The sequence below is a fragment of the Stenotrophomonas sp. SMYL8 genome, assembly GCF_036320065.1.
Classification (GTDB): domain Bacteria; phylum Pseudomonadota; class Gammaproteobacteria; order Xanthomonadales; family Xanthomonadaceae; genus Stenotrophomonas; species Stenotrophomonas maltophilia_A.
In genome coordinates, this window is the sequence record NZ_JAWIRR010000009.1 from 1 (window position 1) to 15,977 (window position 15,977).

Genomic DNA, 15,977 nt, shown 5'->3' on the forward strand with positions numbered 1-15,977 from the left:
CGTTTTCGTTTTTCAGATGACACTCCACGGCACGGGCTTTTGGCCGCGCTCGCGGGAAATTGTCCAGAGGCGGCGGGTGGCCCTGGACAGGACCGTTGGCGCCAAGGATGGCGCCATCGAGCACCATGGAGGGGCTTTTGCGTGTGCTGGCCAGGGCCACCCGCCGCCTCCCGCCCGTACCAGGCAGGCGCCAAGCCCTGCCCCCGCATGACCGCAATGCCGTCACACGTTAAACTCCCGCCGTGAATACTCCCACCTACACCGCCCAGCAACTCGCCGAGCAGTTCGGCCTGCAGGTCCACGGCGACCCCGCCACCGCCATCCATGGCGTGGCCACCCTCGCCCATGCCGGTCCTGGCCAGCTGACCTTCCTCGCCAACCCGCGCTACCGCGCCCAACTGGCCGACAGCCAGGCCTCGCTGGTGGTCCTGCGTGCCGACGACGCCGAGGCCGCCCCCGGCGCCGCGCTTGTGGCCAAGGACCCGTACACCACCTTCGCCAAGATCGCCGCGCTGTTCGACATCGCGCCGACGCGCCCGCCGGGCATCCACCCCAGCGCCGTCATCGATCCCAGCGCGCAGGTCGCCGCCAGCGCGCATATCGGCCCGTTCGTCTCCGTCGGCGCACGCAGCGTGGTCGGCGAAAACTGCATCATCGGCACCGGCAGCGTGATCGGCGAAGACTGCAGCCTGGACAACGGCTGCGAGCTGATCGCGCGGGTCACCCTGGTCACCCGGGTCAAGCTCGGCAAGCGGGTTCGTGTGCATCCCGGTGCCGTGCTCGGCGCCGATGGCTTCGGCCTGGCCATGGACGCCGGCAAGTGGATCAAGGTGCCGCAGCTGGGCGGTGTGCGCATCGGCGACGATTGCGAGATCGGTGCCAATACCTGCGTCGACCGTGGTGCGCTGGAAGACACCGTGCTGGACGAAGACGTGCGCCTGGACAACCTGGTGCAGATCGCGCACAACGTGCAGATCGGTGCGCACTCGGCCATCGCCGGCTGCACCGGCATCGCCGGCAGCGCCAAGATCGGCCGCTACTGCCTGCTCGGCGGCCACGTCGGCGTGGTCGGCCACCTCGAGATCTGCGACAAGGTCGTGATCACCGGCAAGTCCGTGGTCCGCAATTCCATCCATGAGCCGGGCGAGTACTCGTCCGGCACCCCGTTGACCGACAACCGCACGTGGCGCAAGAACGCCGCGCGCTTCAAGCAGCTGGACGCATTGGCTCGCCGCGTCCTGGCTGCTGGCAAGGAGAAAGAATGAACGACACGCTGCAGCTTCCGATCGACGTCTGCCAGATCCAGGAACTGCTCCCGCACCGCTACCCGTTCCTGCTGGTGGACCGGGTGCTTGAGCTCGACATCGACGCCAAGCGCATCCTTGCGCAGAAGAACGTCAGCATCAACGAGCCGTTCTTCCAGGGCCACTTCCCGGGCCGCCCGATCATGCCCGGCGTACTGATCATCGAAGCGCTGGCGCAGGCCGGTGGCGTGATGACCCAGCTCACGCTCGGCCGTGACTCGCAGTCCAAGCTGTTCTACATGGTCAAGGTGGAAAACGCCCGCTTCAACAAGCAGGTCGTTCCCGGCGACGTGCTGATGCTGGATGTGCAGATGAAGCGCCTGATCCGCAACATGGGCTGGTACTACGGCGAAGCCAAGGTCAACGGCGAAGTCGTTGCCTCGGCCGAAGTCATGTGCGCCGGCGCCAAGGGCTGATCCACTGGAGGCAGGAATGACTGACAACGCACCGCGGATCCACCCGACCGCCGTCATCGATCCGGCCGCGCGCCTGGCCGATGACGTCCAGGTGGGCGCGTTCACCCTGATCGGTGCCGATGTGGAAATCGGTGCCGGCACGATGATCGGCCCCCACTGCAGCATCCACGGCCCGACGAAGATCGGCCGCGACAACCGCTTCATCGGCCACGCAGCCGTCGGTGGCGAACCGCAGGACAAGAAGTATGCAGGGGAGCGCACCGAGCTGGTGATCGGCGACCGCAATGTGTTCCGCGAGTTCGTCACGCTGAACCGTGGCACCGGCGGCGGCGGCGGCATCACCACCATCGGAGACGACAACTGGATGCTGGCCTACACGCACGTGGCGCATGACTGCCATGTCGGCAACTTCTGCGTGTTCTCCAACAACACCACCCTGGCCGGCCACGTGACCGTGGGTGACTACGTGATCATCAGCGGCTTCGCCGGGGCCCACCAGTTCTGCCGCATCGGCGCGCATGCCTTCCTCGGCATGGGCGCGCTGACCAACGGCGACGTGCCTCCGTTCACCATGGTCGGCACCGACTCGCTGGGCCGCCCGCGTGGCATCAACAGCGAAGGCCTGAAGCGCCGCGGCTTCGACGCCGAGCGCATTTCCGCCATCAAGCGTGCCTACCGCACGCTGTACGTGGCGGGCCTGCCGCTGGCCGAAGCCAAGGTGCAGCTGACCGAACAGGCGCGTGACAGCGATGACGTGAAGGCCATGCTGGACTTCATCGAGCACGCCGAGAGGCCTTTGCTGCGATGAGCAGCACGACCGGCCAGGCGCCGGCCGGCGCCGCCGTGATTCCGCTGGCCTCGATGGCCGGCAGCGTCCCCGCGCAGCGGGTGCTCAGCGAGCGCCCATTGCGGATCGCACTGGTGGCCGGTGAGGCCTCCGGTGATCTGCTGGGTGCGGGCCTGGTGCGCGAGCTGAAGGCACGCTTTCCGAATGCCGAATTCGCCGGCATCGGTGGCGATGCCATGCGCAGCGCCGGCTGCCTGACCTGGCACGATGCCAGCGAGCTGGCGGTGATGGGCCTGACCGAAGTACTGCGCCACCTGCCACGCCTGCTCAAGCTGCGTTCCGCGTTCCGCCAGCGTGCGCTGGAATGGCAACCGGACGTGTTCATCGGCATCGACGCGCCCGACTTCAACCTGGGCATCGAACGCTGGCTGAAGCAGCGCGGCGTGCGCACCGTGCATTACGTGAGCCCCTCGGTCTGGGCCTGGCGCGAGAAGCGCGCCGAGAAGATCGGCAGCAGCGCTGACCTGGTGCTGTGCCTGTTCCCGATGGAACCCCCGATCTATGCCAAGCACGGCATCGACGCACGCTTCGTTGGCCATCCGATGGCCGATGACATCCCCCTGCAGGGCAACCGCGAGGAAGCGCGCGCCGCGCTTGGCCTGCCGACGTCGGCCAAGGTGCTGGCAGTGTTGCCAGGCAGCCGCCTGGGCGAAATCTCGCGCCTCGGTGAACCCTTCTTCGAAGCCGCCTGGCAGGTCTCCGAGCGCATCCCCGGCCTGCACGTGGTGGTGCCTGCCGCCAACCCCGCATGCAAGCGGCTGATCGAAGAGCAGCTGTCGCGCTCGGCGCTGCCGGTCGCGTACTCGCATGTGCTCGACGGCCAGGCGCGCAACGCCATGATCGCGGCTGACGTGGTGGTGCTGGCGTCCGGTACCGCGACCCTGGAGGCGATGCTGGTGAAGCGGCCGATGGTGGTCGGCTACCGTGTCAACGAGCTGACCTACCGTCTGGTCAAGGCATTCGGCCTGATCAAGGTCGACCGCTTCGCCCTGCCCAACATCCTGGCCGGCCAGGACCTGGCACCGGAGCTGATGCAGCATGACTGCACGCCGGACAAGCTGGCTGCGGCCATCCAGCAATGGTTCGACCACCCGCAGCGGGTGACCGACCTGCAGGACACCTATGCCCGCCTGCATGAGCGCCTGCGCCGCAATGCGTCGGCACGTGCCGCCGACGCCGTCGGCGAACTGCTGATGCGCGACCAGGCCCAGGCATGAGCCGCCGCCACGCCGCAGCGGCCAGCCTGACCCTGTTCGATGGCGCGGCGGTGGTCGAGCCGGAGCGCCTGGTCGCCGGCGTCGACGAAGCCGGTCGTGGCCCGCTGGCCGGGCCGGTCGCGGTGGCGGCCGTGGTGTTCGACCCGGCACGGCCGCGCATCAACGGCCTGGACGATTCCAAGCAGCTGACCGCGGCGCGCCGCGAGCAGCTGCATGACCGCATCATCGAGCGCGCCCTGGCCTGGCATGTGGTGCTGGTGGACGTGGACACCATCGACCGTCTGAACATCTACCAGGCCACCCTGCAGGGCATGCGCGACGTGGTCGCAGCGGTCGCCCACGTGGCCGGCTTCGCGCGCATCGATGGCAACGTGGTGCCCAAGGGTCTGGTACTGCCGGCGCAGGCGCTGGTCGGCGGCGATGGCATCGACCGCGCGATCATGGCCGCCTCGATCCTGGCCAAGGTCTCGCGCGACCGCTACATGCAGGAGGTGCATGCCCGCCATCCGCAGTACGGCTTCGAGCAGCACAAGGGCTACGGCACCCCGGCCCACCTGGCCGCCCTGCGCGAGCACGGCCCCTGCGTGGAGCACCGGCGCAGCTTCGCCCCGGTGCGCGAGTGCCTGGAAACAGCGCCAGCCCCCGCGATCACAGCCATCGCTTGAACAACGGCTGCCGGGTATCGTCCGGCGCTTTCACGGCAATGTGAACGCCTCCGCTGGCGCCGGGCCATGCCCGGCGACATTCGCGCAATCGGCGCACCGTCAAGTCCTTGTCGCTTCCCCCTGCCCTCGCTACCCTGACCGGGCACTCCAGCGCATCCCGACCCCGGCGACGATCTTCCGTCAGCACCCGGGGCCCGCGCGCTCCAACCTGGTCCGGCATGTCCAACTCCCGCTTCGTACATCTCCACGTCCACACCGAGTTCTCGCTGGCGGACTCGACCATCCGCGTGCCGGCCAAGCCCGACCAGGCGGACCCGAAGAAGGCCAAGCAGGCCAATCTGCTGTCGCGCTCGGTCGAGCTCGGCCTGCCCGCGCTGGCGGTGACCGACCTCAACAACCTGTTCGCCCTGGTCAAGTTCTACAAGGCCGCCGAAGGCGTGGGCATCAAGCCGATCGCCGGCGCCGACGTGCTGATCGCCGAGGAAGGCCAGGACCCGTGGCGGATGACCCTGCTGTGCCGCGACCGTGAGGGCTACCTGAGCCTGTCGCGCCTGCTGACCCGCGCCTGGATGGAAGGCCATCGCCCGGAAGGCGGCGTGGCAATCCACCCGGACTGGCTGAAGGCCGGCAACGCCAACCTGTTCGCACTCGCTGGCCGGCAGAGCCTGGCCGGGCGCCTGGCGTTGGACGGCAAGCATGAACTGGCCGAGCAGCAGCTGGCCGACTGGCAACGCGTGTTCGGCGACGGCCTGCACCTGGAGCTGACCCGCACCGGCCGCGAGGGCGAAGAAACCTTCAACCAGTTCGCGCTGATGGCCGCCGGCCAGCGTGGCCTGCCGGTGGTGGCCAGCAACGACGTGCGCTTCCTGTCGCCGACGGATTTCAGCGCGCACGAAGCGCGCGTGTGCATTTCCACCGGCCGCGTGCTGGACGACCCCAAGCGCCCGCGCGAATACAGCGACCAGCAGTACCTGAAGTCGGCCGAGGAGATGTGCGCGCTGTTCGCCGACATCCCCGATGCGATCGACAACACGCTGGCGCTGGCCGAGCGCTGCAACATCGAGATGCGGCTGGGCACCTACTTCCTGCCCAACTACCCGGTGCCGGACGACGAGACCCTGGACACCTGGATCCAGAAGATGTCGCGCGATGGCCTGGAAGAGCGCCTGGAGAAGAATCCACTGGCGCCGGGCAAGACCCGCGAAGAGTACTTCGAGCGCCTGGAATTCGAGCTCAACACCATCATCAAGATGGGCTTCCCGGGCTACTTCCTGATCGTGGCCGACTTCATCCAGTGGGGCAAGAACCAGGGCATTCCGATCGGCCCCGGCCGTGGTTCGGGTGCCGGTTCGCTGGTGGCGTGGGCGCTGAAGATCACCGATCTGGACCCGCTGCCGTACAACCTGCTGTTCGAGCGATTCCTCAATCCGGAACGCGTGTCGATGCCCGACTTCGACATCGACTTCTGCATGGACCGCCGCGACGAGGTGATCGACTACGTCGCGCGCAAGTACGGGCGCGAGCGCGTCAGCCAGATCATCACCTACGGCACCATGGCCGCCAAGGCGGTGGTGCGCGACTCCGGCCGCGTGCTCGGTTTCCCGTACGGCCTGGTCGACGGCGTCTCCAAGCTGATCCCGAACATCCTGGGCATCCACCTGAAGGATGCGCTGGGCAAGGGCAAGGAAGGCCCGAGCTCGGAAATGGCCTCGGCCGAACTGATCCAGCGCTACGAGACCGAGGACGATGTCCGCGACCTGATCGATCTGGCGCTGCAGCTGGAAGACCTGACCCGCAACGCCGGCAAGCATGCCGGTGGCGTGGTGATCGGTCCCGAGCCGCTGAGCGAGTTCTGCCCGCTGTACGCCGAACACGACGAGAACGGCCTCGGCAAGAACCCGGTCACCCAGTTCGACAAGAACGACGTGGAAGAAGTGGGCCTGGTGAAGTTCGACTTCCTGGGCCTGCGCACGCTGACCATCATCGACTGGGCGGTGAAGGCGATCAACAAGCGCCACGAGCGCGCCGGCATCCCGCCGGTGGACATCGCCGCAATCCCGCTGGACGACACGCCCACCTACAAGGACATCTTCGCCAACGGCAACACCGGCGCGGTGTTCCAGTTCGAATCCTCGGGCATGCGCCGCCTGCTGAAGGACGCGCGCCCCGATCGTTTCGAAGACCTGATCGCGCTGGTGTCGCTGTACCGCCCCGGCCCGATGGACCTGATTCCTTCGTTCAACGCGCGCAAGCACGGCCAGGAAGAAATCATCTATCCCGATCCGCGCACCGAAGCGATCCTGAAGGACACCTACGGCATCATGGTGTACCAGGAGCAGGTGATGCAGATGGCGCAGATCGTCGGCGGCTACTCGCTGGGCGGCGCTGACCTGCTGCGCCGCGCGATGGGCAAGAAGGTGCCGGCCGAAATGGCCAAGCACCGCGAGATCTTCCGCGAAGGTGCGGCCAAGGATGGTGTGGACGAAGCCAAGGCCGATGCGATCTTCGACCTGATGGAGAAGTTCGCCGGTTACGGCTTCAACAAGTCCCACGCCGCTGCCTATGCACTGGTCAGCTACCAGACCGCGTGGCTGAAGCGCCACTACCCCGCCGAGTTCATGGCGGCCACGCTGTCTTCCGACCTCGACAACACCGACAAGGTGGTCGGCTTCCTCGACGAGGTGCGCAATCTCGGCCTGACCGTGCTGCCGCCGAAGGTGAACCAATCGGCCTTCATGTTCGAGGCGGTGACGCCGGACACCATCCAGTACGGTCTGGGCGCAATCAAGGGCGTCGGCCAGGGTGCCTGCGAAGCGGTGGTCGACGAACGCCTGAAGGGCGGCGAGTACAAGGACCTGCTCGACTTCTGTACCCGCGTCGGTTCGGCCAAGCTCAACCGGCGCACGCTGGAAGCGATGATCAACTGCGGCGCACTGGACGAACTCGGCCATAACCGGGCCTCGCTGATGCTGCAGCTGCCGGAGGTGATCAAGGCCACCGACCAGATGGCGCGCGAACGTGCGTCGGGCCAGAACTCGCTGTTCGGCGGCCCCGACCCGAGCGCGACCACGATCCAGCTGGACCTGCCCGAAGCCGAGGAATGGCCGCTGCTGCAGCGCCTGAACGGCGAGCGCGACACGCTGGGCTTCTACCTCAGCGGCCACCCGTTCGATCCCTGGCGCGACGATGTGCGCGACCTGGTCGGCAACGACCTGGGCTCGGTGGAGAAGATCTGGAGCGCCAACAGCGGTGGCGGTGGCGGCGGCGAAAAGCGCTGGCGCCCGGAAGTGCAGACCGTGCTGGCCGGCCAGGTGGTCGGCGTGCGCCGCAAGGGTGAGAGCCAGATCTTCATCCAGCTCGAGGACGGCCGTGGCCGCGTCGAGTGCAGCGCGTTCTCCGACGCGATGGCCGAGTTCGGCCACCTGATGACCAAGGACCGCATCCTGGTGGTCAAGGGTGGCCTGCGCGAGGACGAATTCAACGGTGGCTTCGCGCTGCGCATCCGCCAGTGCTGGGACTTCGACGAAGTCTGCGCCAACTACGCCACGCGCCTGTCGCTGCGCCTGGACCTGCGCCAGCAGCGCCCGGTCTGGGAGCGCATCGACGCCCTGCTCGACCGCCATCGCCCCGGCCGCACGCCGCTGCGCCTGGACCTGCTGCTGAAGGGTCCGCAGGGCGGTGTCGCCGGCATGCTCGATGTGTCCGGGCAGAGCGCGGTACGCATCGATTCCAAGCTGATGGAGGCGCTGCGCGCCGACCCGGCCGTGCGCACGCTGAAGGTGCGCTACAGCCCGCCGTGGGCCAGCTGAAGCTGGCTCCCTGGTTTTGCTGAAACCCCTGCTTTCCCGTTCCATGTATCAAGGACGATTGCCGATGAAGACCCTGCTGTTCCCGTTCGCTGCCGCGCTGGCCCTGGCCGCCTGTTCGCCCTCGAAGGTCGAGTTCCAGATCGACAACCCGACCGACACGCCGCTGGCACTGAGCATCGATGGCCAGGACCTGCCGGTCGCCGCGCAGGGCTCGCGCCCGCTCTCGCTGGCCGTGGGCGAGCATCGCCTGCACACCGACAAGCTCGGCGACGTGCGCTTCATCGTCTACACCGACGGTCGTGGCGGCCTGATCAACCCGACCCTGAGCGAGTACGTGATCGCCCGCGAGATCTATGTCACCGACGAGAGCAAGCTGAAGAACTTCGGCACCGGCAAGGCCGGCATCGAGCTGGGCGGCGTCGACTTCGAAGGCCCGTTCGAGAAGAGCCACGAACTGTTCATCGACAAGACCTGGACCTACGGCGTGCGCGAACCGTTCCCGAAGGAAAAGGTGGTCGCCCATGTCGATGCCAGCGGCGGCCAGATCGTGGCCAAGGTGTTCACCGCGCCGGATTTCATCGCCTACGTGGAAGAAGGCATGGGCGAGCCCGGTGCCTTCAAGCGCGAGCAGCCGGCCGGCTACGTGGCCCCGGTGTTCAGCCTGGAACCGGCCCCGGCCAGCCTGCCGGCGCTGGTGCCGGCCTTCGAGGCGCATGCCGCGCCGCTGCGCGAGGTGTATGCGCGCTGGCTGAAGGCCACCACCGCCGATGAACAGAAGGCCCTGCGCAAGCAGGACTTCGCCGCGCAGATGGCCTTCACCTCGGCCACCGCCACGCTGGGCAGCGGGCTGGGCCGGGAGGCCAACGAGGCCTACAACGACTTCGTTTCCCAGCGCAGCCAGCTGATGGGCCGCAGCGCCCTGGTGGTGCCCTGAGCTGACTGGCGCCCCCTGCCCGGCTGCGCTACCGTCGCCTTCCAGACGAAGGCGTACGGGTGGTTTGCACGCATTCGGCTAGAATTCCCCTCTTCTTTACACGACGGCTTCCGATGAATCCGAACTACCTCGACTTCGAGCAACCCATCGCCGACCTGGAAGCCAAGATCCAGGAGCTGCGCAACGCCAGTGCCGGGCCGGCGGTCAATGTCGAGGCGGAAGTGCACGCGCTGCAGGACAAGCTGCGCATGCGCACCGCGCAGATCTTCCGCAACCTGACCTCGTGGCAGGTGCTGCAGCTGGCCCGTCATCCGTCGCGCCCGTACACCGCAGACTACCTCCGCGTCATGTTCGATGAGTTCCAGGAGCTGGCCGGCGACCGTGCCTTCGCCGACGACAAGGCGATCATGGGCGGCCTGGCACGCATCAACGGCCGTGCAGTGATGGTGATCGGCCACCAGAAGGGCCGTGACACCAAGGAAAAGATCAAGCGCAACTTCGGCATGCCCAAGCCGGAGGGCTACCGCAAGGCCCTGCGCCTGATGAAGATGGCCGAGCGCTTCGGCCTGCCGGTGCTGACCCTGATCGACACCGCCGGCGCCTGGCCGGGCATCGATGCCGAATCGCGTGGCCAGTCCGAAGCGATCGCACGCAACCTGATCGAGATGGCCGAACTGAAGGTGCCGATCATCTGCACCGTGATCGGTGAAGGTGGCTCCGGCGGCGCGCTGGCGCTGGGCGTGGGCGACCGCACCGTGATGCTGGAGTACTCGGTGTACTCGACCATCACCCCGGAAGGCTGCGCCTCGATCCTGTGGAAGGATGCCGGCAAGGCCAAGGATGCCGCCGAACAGCTGGGCCTGACCGCCCCGCGCCTGAAGAGCCTGGGCCTGGTCGACAAGGTCGTGCGCGAGCCGACCGGTGGCGCCCACCGCAACCCGACGCAGATGGCCAAGCGCCTGAAGGCGGTGCTGCTGAACGAGCTGGACGCGCTGGACAAGCTGTCCACCGAGCAGCTGCTGGAACAGCGCTACGCCCGCCTGCGCAGCTACGGCACGTACGAAGCGGCCTGATTCATCGGCTTGTTACTTTCTTGCTCGTGCAAGAAAGTAACCAAAGAACACGCCGCCGAACGCGAGCCGGTGCCTTGCACCGGTTCCCTGCGCTTCTCGGTGAATCAGGGGACGGCGCCGAACTCGCTGCGCTCAAACATCGGCGCCTCTTCGCCCCTGTTTCACCTGCGATGCTCGGCTCGCTCATGGCGGACCTGAACATCAAAAGCCACAGCTGCACCCAGTAGATCCACGCCACGCGTGGATGCCTCTGCTTTGGCGAAGAATCACGCGAACCCGTAGAGCCAAGCATGGCTCTACGGATAGCGGGATCTCAGAATGGCTTGGCCAGCACCAGCCACACGATCGGAATGAACGCCAGCAACGGGATCTCGTTGATCCAGCGCAGCGCGCGCGACGACGGCAGCGCCCTGCCCTTGGCCACGCCCTTGAGCAGGCGCCCGATCCAGCTGAAGTACACCAGCAGCAGCACCACCAGCCCCAGCTTGGCATGCAGCCAACCGGCGCCGCCCGAGGCAACCATCGTCGGGAAATCCGGAATGACCTTGTAGCCCAGCCACAGCACCAGACCCAGCAGGAATGCCAACCCGAACATCGAGTGGCCGAAGCGGTACAGGCGCAGGCCCATCAGCTGCAGGCGCTCGGTCACCGCCGGCTGGCCTGCGGTCTCGGCCAGATTCACCAGGATGCGCGGCAGGTAGAACACCGTGGCCATCCACGCCACCACGAACACGATGTGGAAGGTCTTGACCCAGTAATAGCTCTGCATGCGCTCGCTCCGGCGGCTGGCGTAGGTTGGCGGCCATTCTCGCATGCCGTGGCAAGGCCGCCGCAGGCACGCACGCCGCGACACATCGACGCATGGCACGCCGCAACGCCGTACGATAAGCGCCGTTTTCCCCGATCGTGCACCGCCCCATGGACAAGACCTACGACGCCGCCTACTTCCAACGCTGGTACCGACGTGCCGACATCGGTGGCAGCGCCCGCCTGGCACGCAAGGTGGCATTGGCTGTGGCCAGCGCCGAGTACTACCTGGAGCGACCGATCCGCAGCGTGCTGGATATCGGCTGCGGCGAAGGCGCCTGGCGCGCGCCGCTGCTGAAGCTGCGTCCGAAGGTCGAATACCTCGGCTTCGACAGCAGCGAGTACGCTGTGCGCCGCTACGGGAGGACCCGCAACCTGCACCTGGCCCGCTTCGGCGATTTCGCCTGGCTGCGGCCCTGCGCCCCGGTCGACCTGCTGGTCTGCTCGGACGTGATGCACTACGTGCCCGACCGTGAGCTGCGTGCCGGACTGGCCGGCGTGGCGGAGCTGACCGGCGGCGTGGCCTTCCTGGAGACCTTCGCCGCCGAGGACGCGTTCGAGGGCGACCACGAGGGTTTCCAGGCCCGCCCGGCGCGCTGGTACCGGCGGACGCTGGCCCGGCATGGCCTGCAGCCGGTAGGGTCGCATTGCTGGCTCGGTCCCGCCCTGGCAGGCGATGCGGCCGCGCTGGAACGGATGTGAATCCGGATTCATTATTTTCAGCCAACTTAACCTGCGGGACACCCGGATGGGATATGCTGCGCGGCAACATATGACCATACATATTCGGTCGTCATGCTCTATCAACTGCACGAACTGACCCGCAACCTGCTCGCCCCCTGGGTGCACCAGGCCCAGGCCAACGCCAGGTTCTTCGCCAACCAGGGCCACTGGTGGTCGCAGATGCCCGGCGCTGATCGCCTGGCGGCGGTCAATGAACTCTTCCATCGCATCGGCAAGGATTACGAGAAGCCCGAGTGGGGCATCAACGAAATCGACGTCGAGGGCGAGCGCGTGCCGATCGTCGTGCACGAGGAAGTGAGCAAGCCGTTCTGCAAGCTGCTGCGCTTCAAGCGCCACAGCAATGAGGCCGACCAGCTGCACACGATGCTCAATCAGCCGTTCGTGCTGGTGGTGGCGCCGCTGTCCGGCCACCATGCCACGCTGCTGCGCGATACCGTGCGCACGCTGCTGCGCGACCACCGCGTGTATGTGACCGACTGGGTCGACGCGCGCATGGTGCCGGCCAGCGAAGGCGAGTTCGGCCTGGACGACTACATCGCCTACATCCAGGAGTTCATCCGCCACCTCGGCGTGGAGCGCCTGCACGTGGTGAGTGTGTGCCAGCCGACCGTACCGGTGCTGGCCGCGGTTTCGCTGATGGCCAGCCGTGGCGAGCCGACGCCGCGCACGCTGGTGATGATGGGTGGCCCGATCGATGCACGCTGCAGCCCGACCGCAGTGAACAACCTGGCCACGCAGAACCCGCTGTCGTGGTTCGAGAACAACGTCATCCACACCGTGCCGGCCAGCTATCCCGGCGCCGGCCGTCGCGTGTACCCGGGCTTCCTGCAGCACGCCGGTTTCCTGTCGATGAACCCGAGCCGCCACTTCAGCTCGCACTGGGACTTCTACACCGACCTGGTCAAGGGCGACCTGGAAGACGCCGACGCGCACCGTCGTTTCTACGACGAGTACAACGCGGTGCTGGACATGCCGGCCAAGTACTACCTCGATACCATCCGCGTGGTGTTCCAGGACTTCCTGCTGCCGCGTGGCGAGTGGGTGGTCAACGGCGAGAAGGTCGATCCGTCGGCGATCCGCGACACCGCGCTGCTGAGCATCGAAGGCGAGCTGGACGACATCGCCGGCCTCGGCCAGACCGAAGCGGCGCAGGCGCTGTGCACCGGCATCGACGCTGACCGCCGTGAGCATTTCATTGTCGAAGGTGCCGGCCACTACGGCATCTTCAGCGGCCGTCGCTGGCGCGAAGTGGTGTACCCGAAGGTGCGCGATTTCTTCGCCGCGCATGCCGAAGCACCGGCGGCGAAGGTCACGAAGAAGAAGAGCAACGTCACCCCGTTGCGGCGAAAGGCGGGGTAACTCGCCCAGGGTGGGTGCCGACCTTGGTCGGTATGCCCTGGTAGATGCCAACCTTGGTTGGCGCTCTACCCTGAATCCCGGTATCTGATGGATTGTGCCAACCAAGGTTGGCACCTACCGAAGCGAATTCCGCCAAGCGCCCCTGCACTGATGGATCGTGCCAACCAAGGTTGGCACCTACCAGAGCGAAGCCTACCGAAGCGTGGATTCCCGCTTACAGCCGCACCAGCAGGTTCTTGGCGATCAGTCCGTGCAGCTTGCCGATGCCGCGTGCCAGGTGCATCGTCAGCAGCAGCAGCAACGCGCCCACGGCGGCAACCACGATCGCCACCAGCGGCGAGGCCGCCATCGGCAGCACGTTCACGCCGTCGACGTACACGCCCGGAATGTCACCACTGAAGATCGCTGCGACCGGCGCCCAGATCAGGCTCAGCGACAGCGACAGCAACGTCACCGCGATGGTGAAGTAGATGACGCCCAACGGCAGCATCAGCACGAAATACAGCAGGGTCAGCCAGGTGCGGCCATCGGTGAACATGTCGCCGATGCGCTGCAGCCACGTGCGGCTGCGGTCGGTGTAGCGCGGGCGGCGCGGCATGCGCTCGCCCAGCAGCGCTTCCACCAGCCGCCCTTCCAGCAGCGCCAGCCCGCGCACCGAGCCGAAGAACAGCACGGTCAGCGGAATGCCGATGATCAGGATCAACAGGCCCAGCGACAAAGACAGGCCGGTCACCACCCAGGTGAAGAAGAAGATGCCGGTGGCCAGCGACAGCAGCATGTAGAACAGCGCACCGTAGGTGTGCGGGTCGGTCACCACGCCGAAGAAGCGCGCCAGCAGCGAACGCGGCACCGGTACCGGCGGGGGTGCGGCCGGCTCGACGCCACTGGCTTCCGCCGCCGCACGCAGCACCGGTGCGGTATCCGCACGCGGTGTACGCAGCGCGCGATTCACCGTCACTTCGGTCTCGCGGTAGATCTCGGCCACTTCGTCCGGCGCGCCATAGCTGCCGGCAACGTCGGCGATCACCTCGGCCTCGCTGCGGCCGGGCTGCGCGGCCAGTTCCGAGCGCAGGTATTCCTCGGCGTCGTACAGCGCGTCCTGCACCATCGCCGGGTCGGCGCCTTCCAATGCCGCGCGCAGCTGCGCCAGGTACTGCGGGATGGTCGTGGGCAGGGCTCGGCCTGCCAGGCTCGGGTCGTTCATTGCGGTACCCCCTCCAACACGGAATCGACGGAATCGCGTGTGGCCTGCCAGGCTTGGCGCCATTGCGCCAGCACCTCGCGGCCACGTTCATTGATGCGGTAGTAGCGCCGCGGCGGCCCGCTGCTGGACGGCTCCACATGACTTTCCAGCAGGCCGGCGCCCTCAAGATTGCGCAGCACCGGGTACAGCGCGCTCTGCTTGCCGCTCAGCACGCCCTCGCCCACCCGCTCCAGCTCCTTGGCAATGAGGTAGCCGTACAGCGGCTCTCCGGCCCGGGCCAGCACCGCCAGCAGGGCCAGCGACACCGTTCCGGCGCTGAGCTCCTTCTGGAACTTCTTCAGCTGGACATCGTCCTCGGACATGACCGGCCCTCCACTACGTTGAAGTCCACAGTAGTGCGAAGTTCGGTATAGCGAATGTGTCGTTAGTCACTCTGCCGGTTGGCGTGGCCGGGCCGCTCACGCAGAATCGAAGCCTCGTTCATGTTCCGGGGTTCCCATGCCGCACCGCCGTCGCCTTGCCCTGACCGCCCTCGCCCTGTCCTGCCTGCTGCCCGCCATGGCCAGTGCGGCCACGCCCTACCGCAGCCCGCAGCAGATCCTCGACACGTCGGCGGCCAGCGACTGGCGCACCCCGGACTCGGCCAACCTGCTGTACATGGACCTGCCGGCCGGGCGGGTGATCATCGAGCTGGCGCCGCAGTTCGCCCCGCGCCATGTCGCCAACATCCAGACCTTCGCCCACGAGCACTTCTGGGACGGCACCAGCATCTACCGCTCGCAGGACAACTTCGTGGTGCAGTTCGGCGATGCCGACGCCGATGACGCAGCCAAGGCCAAGCCGTTCGGCAGTGCCGCGCGCAAGCTGCCGGCCGAGTTCGAGCGCGCCAGCGCCGGCCTGAAGGTCAGCGTGCTGCCGGACCGCGATGGCTGGGCCGCGCAGACCGGATTCGTCGACGGCTTCCCGGTCGGCCAGGACCCGCAGGCCGGCAAGGCCTGGCTGGCGCACTGCTACGGCATGCTCGGCGCCGGCCGCAGCAACGAGGAAGACAGCAGCATCGGGGCCGAACTGTACGTGGTGACCGGGCAGTCGCCGCGTCAGCTGGACCGCAACATCACCCTGGTCGGCCGCGTGCTGAAGGGCATGGAACTGCTCAGCGCAACCCCGCGCGGCCCGGCGCCGATGGGCTTCTATACCGACCCGAAGCTGCGCACGCCGATCGTGTCGATCCGCCGCGCCAGCGATGTGCCGGCAGCCGAGCGCACGCCGATCCGGGTGCTGCGCACCGATTCGAAGACCTTCGCAGATACGGTGGAGGCGCGTCGCAATCGCGTGGATGATTTCTACAAGCGCCCGGCGGGGCATATCGATCTTTGCAATATTCCGGTGCCGGTGCGGTGATGGTTTCCGCACGTTACGCGTGCTGAAGGCGCTTCACTGTTCATGGGCGTCACTTTTCTTTTCGCGCGAAAAGAAAAGTAACCAAAAGAAACGCGCCGCCAGTCGCGAGCCGCCGTGCTTCGCACGTCGGTCCCCTGCGCTTCTCGGTGAATCAGGGGACGGTGCCGAACTCGCTACGCTCAGACATCGGCACCTCT

General features: G+C 67.0%; 13 protein-coding genes and 1 pseudogene. 11 read left to right on the forward strand and 3 right to left on the reverse strand.

Translation table 11 applies throughout. From position 1 onward, the window contains the following. The first annotated feature begins 242 nt into the window (after positions 1-242). From lpxD to V3B25_RS09500, 8 genes and pseudogenes are all read left to right on the forward strand, one after another. Positions 243-1,265 (forward strand): UDP-3-O-(3-hydroxymyristoyl)glucosamine N-acyltransferase, encoded by a 1,023-nt coding sequence (gene lpxD, locus V3B25_RS09465; protein WP_010486339.1) that lies wholly within the window; start codon positions 243-245, stop codon positions 1,263-1,265. Further along, positions 1,262-1,720, forward strand: coding sequence for a 3-hydroxyacyl-ACP dehydratase FabZ (gene fabZ, locus V3B25_RS09470; RefSeq protein WP_032128326.1), 459 nt, complete (start codon positions 1,262-1,264; stop codon positions 1,718-1,720). The genes lpxD and fabZ overlap by 4 nt, the downstream gene beginning before the upstream one ends. 16 nt (positions 1,721-1,736) lie before the next feature. Further along, positions 1,737-2,528: an acyl-ACP--UDP-N-acetylglucosamine O-acyltransferase gene (gene lpxA / locus V3B25_RS09475; protein ID WP_049421650.1), complete on the forward strand. Its 792-nt coding sequence runs from the start codon at positions 1,737-1,739 to the stop codon at positions 2,526-2,528. 92 nt (positions 2,529-2,620) lie between these two features. After that, positions 2,621-3,784 (forward strand): annotated as a pseudogene (gene lpxB, locus V3B25_RS09480) (lipid-A-disaccharide synthase); the annotation flags it as partial. Next, positions 3,781-4,449, forward strand: a complete 669-nt coding sequence (locus tag V3B25_RS09485) for a ribonuclease HII (protein ID WP_049461544.1) — start codon at positions 3,781-3,783, stop codon at positions 4,447-4,449. The pseudogene lpxB and the gene V3B25_RS09485, both read left to right, overlap by 4 nt. A 218-nt stretch (positions 4,450-4,667) precedes the next feature. After that, complete coding sequence (gene dnaE / locus V3B25_RS09490; protein WP_329810565.1) at positions 4,668-8,258, forward strand: DNA polymerase III subunit alpha; 3,591 nt, start codon at positions 4,668-4,670, stop codon at positions 8,256-8,258. A gap of 64 nt (positions 8,259-8,322) precedes the next feature. Further along, positions 8,323-9,192, forward strand: coding sequence for a hypothetical protein (locus V3B25_RS09495; RefSeq protein ID WP_049421658.1), 870 nt, complete (start codon positions 8,323-8,325; stop codon positions 9,190-9,192). 113 nt (positions 9,193-9,305) lie between these two features. Beyond that, positions 9,306-10,265: an acetyl-CoA carboxylase carboxyltransferase subunit alpha gene (locus tag V3B25_RS09500; protein WP_032128332.1), complete on the forward strand. Its 960-nt coding sequence runs from the start codon at positions 9,306-9,308 to the stop codon at positions 10,263-10,265. Between the two features lie 313 nt (positions 10,266-10,578). Here V3B25_RS09500 and V3B25_RS09505 read toward each other — a convergent pair whose 3' ends face one another. Further along, the gene (locus tag V3B25_RS09505) at positions 10,579-11,034 is read right to left on the reverse strand and encodes a CopD family protein (RefSeq protein WP_032128333.1); all 456 of its coding nucleotides are present in this window, start codon (positions 11,032-11,034) and stop codon (positions 10,579-10,581) included. Between the two features lie 149 nt (positions 11,035-11,183). Between V3B25_RS09505 and V3B25_RS09510 the strand changes: the two genes are divergently transcribed. Both V3B25_RS09510 and phaZ read left to right on the forward strand, forming a co-directional pair. Beyond that, a complete protein-coding gene (locus tag V3B25_RS09510; protein WP_049421661.1) occupies positions 11,184-11,774 on the forward strand; it encodes a class I SAM-dependent methyltransferase in 591 nt (196 codons plus the stop codon). 93 nt (positions 11,775-11,867) lie between these two features. Continuing rightward, positions 11,868-13,175 (forward strand): polyhydroxyalkanoate depolymerase, encoded by a 1,308-nt coding sequence (gene phaZ, locus V3B25_RS09515; RefSeq protein ID WP_329810566.1) that lies wholly within the window; start codon positions 11,868-11,870, stop codon positions 13,173-13,175. Between the two features lie 214 nt (positions 13,176-13,389). On the opposite strand, the gene V3B25_RS09520 is transcribed toward phaZ, so the two are convergent. Both V3B25_RS09520 and V3B25_RS09525 read right to left on the reverse strand, forming a co-directional pair. Beyond that, entirely contained in the window at positions 13,390-14,379 is a 990-nt protein-coding gene (locus V3B25_RS09520; RefSeq protein ID WP_329810567.1) for a sensor domain-containing protein, read from the reverse strand. Continuing rightward, a complete protein-coding gene (locus tag V3B25_RS09525) occupies positions 14,376-14,741 on the reverse strand; it encodes a PadR family transcriptional regulator (RefSeq protein ID WP_032128337.1) in 366 nt (121 codons plus the stop codon). Before V3B25_RS09525 ends, V3B25_RS09520 begins: the two co-directional genes overlap by 4 nt. Before the next feature lie 136 nt (positions 14,742-14,877). Between V3B25_RS09525 and V3B25_RS09530 the strand changes: the two genes are divergently transcribed. Then, complete coding sequence (locus V3B25_RS09530) at positions 14,878-15,780, forward strand: peptidylprolyl isomerase (RefSeq protein WP_329810568.1); 903 nt, start codon at positions 14,878-14,880, stop codon at positions 15,778-15,780. Positions 15,781-15,977: the final 197 nt, after the last annotated feature.

Coding starts and splice junctions, on each gene's coding strand:
- fabZ (WP_032128326.1), top strand. CDS start 1,262: ATGAACGACACGCTGCAGCTTCCGATCGACGTCTGCCAGATCCAGGAA.
- V3B25_RS09520 (WP_329810567.1), bottom strand. CDS start 14,379: ATGAACGACCCGAGCCTGGCAGGCCGAGCCCTGCCCACGACCATCCCG.
- phaZ (WP_329810566.1), top strand. CDS start 11,868: ATGCTCTATCAACTGCACGAACTGACCCGCAACCTGCTCGCCCCCTGG.
- dnaE (WP_329810565.1), top strand. CDS start 4,668: ATGTCCAACTCCCGCTTCGTACATCTCCACGTCCACACCGAGTTCTCG.
- V3B25_RS09495 (WP_049421658.1), top strand. CDS start 8,323: ATGAAGACCCTGCTGTTCCCGTTCGCTGCCGCGCTGGCCCTGGCCGCC.
- lpxA (WP_049421650.1), top strand. CDS start 1,737: ATGACTGACAACGCACCGCGGATCCACCCGACCGCCGTCATCGATCCG.
- V3B25_RS09510 (WP_049421661.1), top strand. CDS start 11,184: ATGGACAAGACCTACGACGCCGCCTACTTCCAACGCTGGTACCGACGT.
- V3B25_RS09500 (WP_032128332.1), top strand. CDS start 9,306: ATGAATCCGAACTACCTCGACTTCGAGCAACCCATCGCCGACCTGGAA.
- V3B25_RS09530 (WP_329810568.1), top strand. CDS start 14,878: ATGCCGCACCGCCGTCGCCTTGCCCTGACCGCCCTCGCCCTGTCCTGC.
- V3B25_RS09525 (WP_032128337.1), bottom strand. CDS start 14,741: ATGTCCGAGGACGATGTCCAGCTGAAGAAGTTCCAGAAGGAGCTCAGC.
- V3B25_RS09505 (WP_032128333.1), bottom strand. CDS start 11,034: ATGCAGAGCTATTACTGGGTCAAGACCTTCCACATCGTGTTCGTGGTG.
- V3B25_RS09485 (WP_049461544.1), top strand. CDS start 3,781: ATGAGCCGCCGCCACGCCGCAGCGGCCAGCCTGACCCTGTTCGATGGC.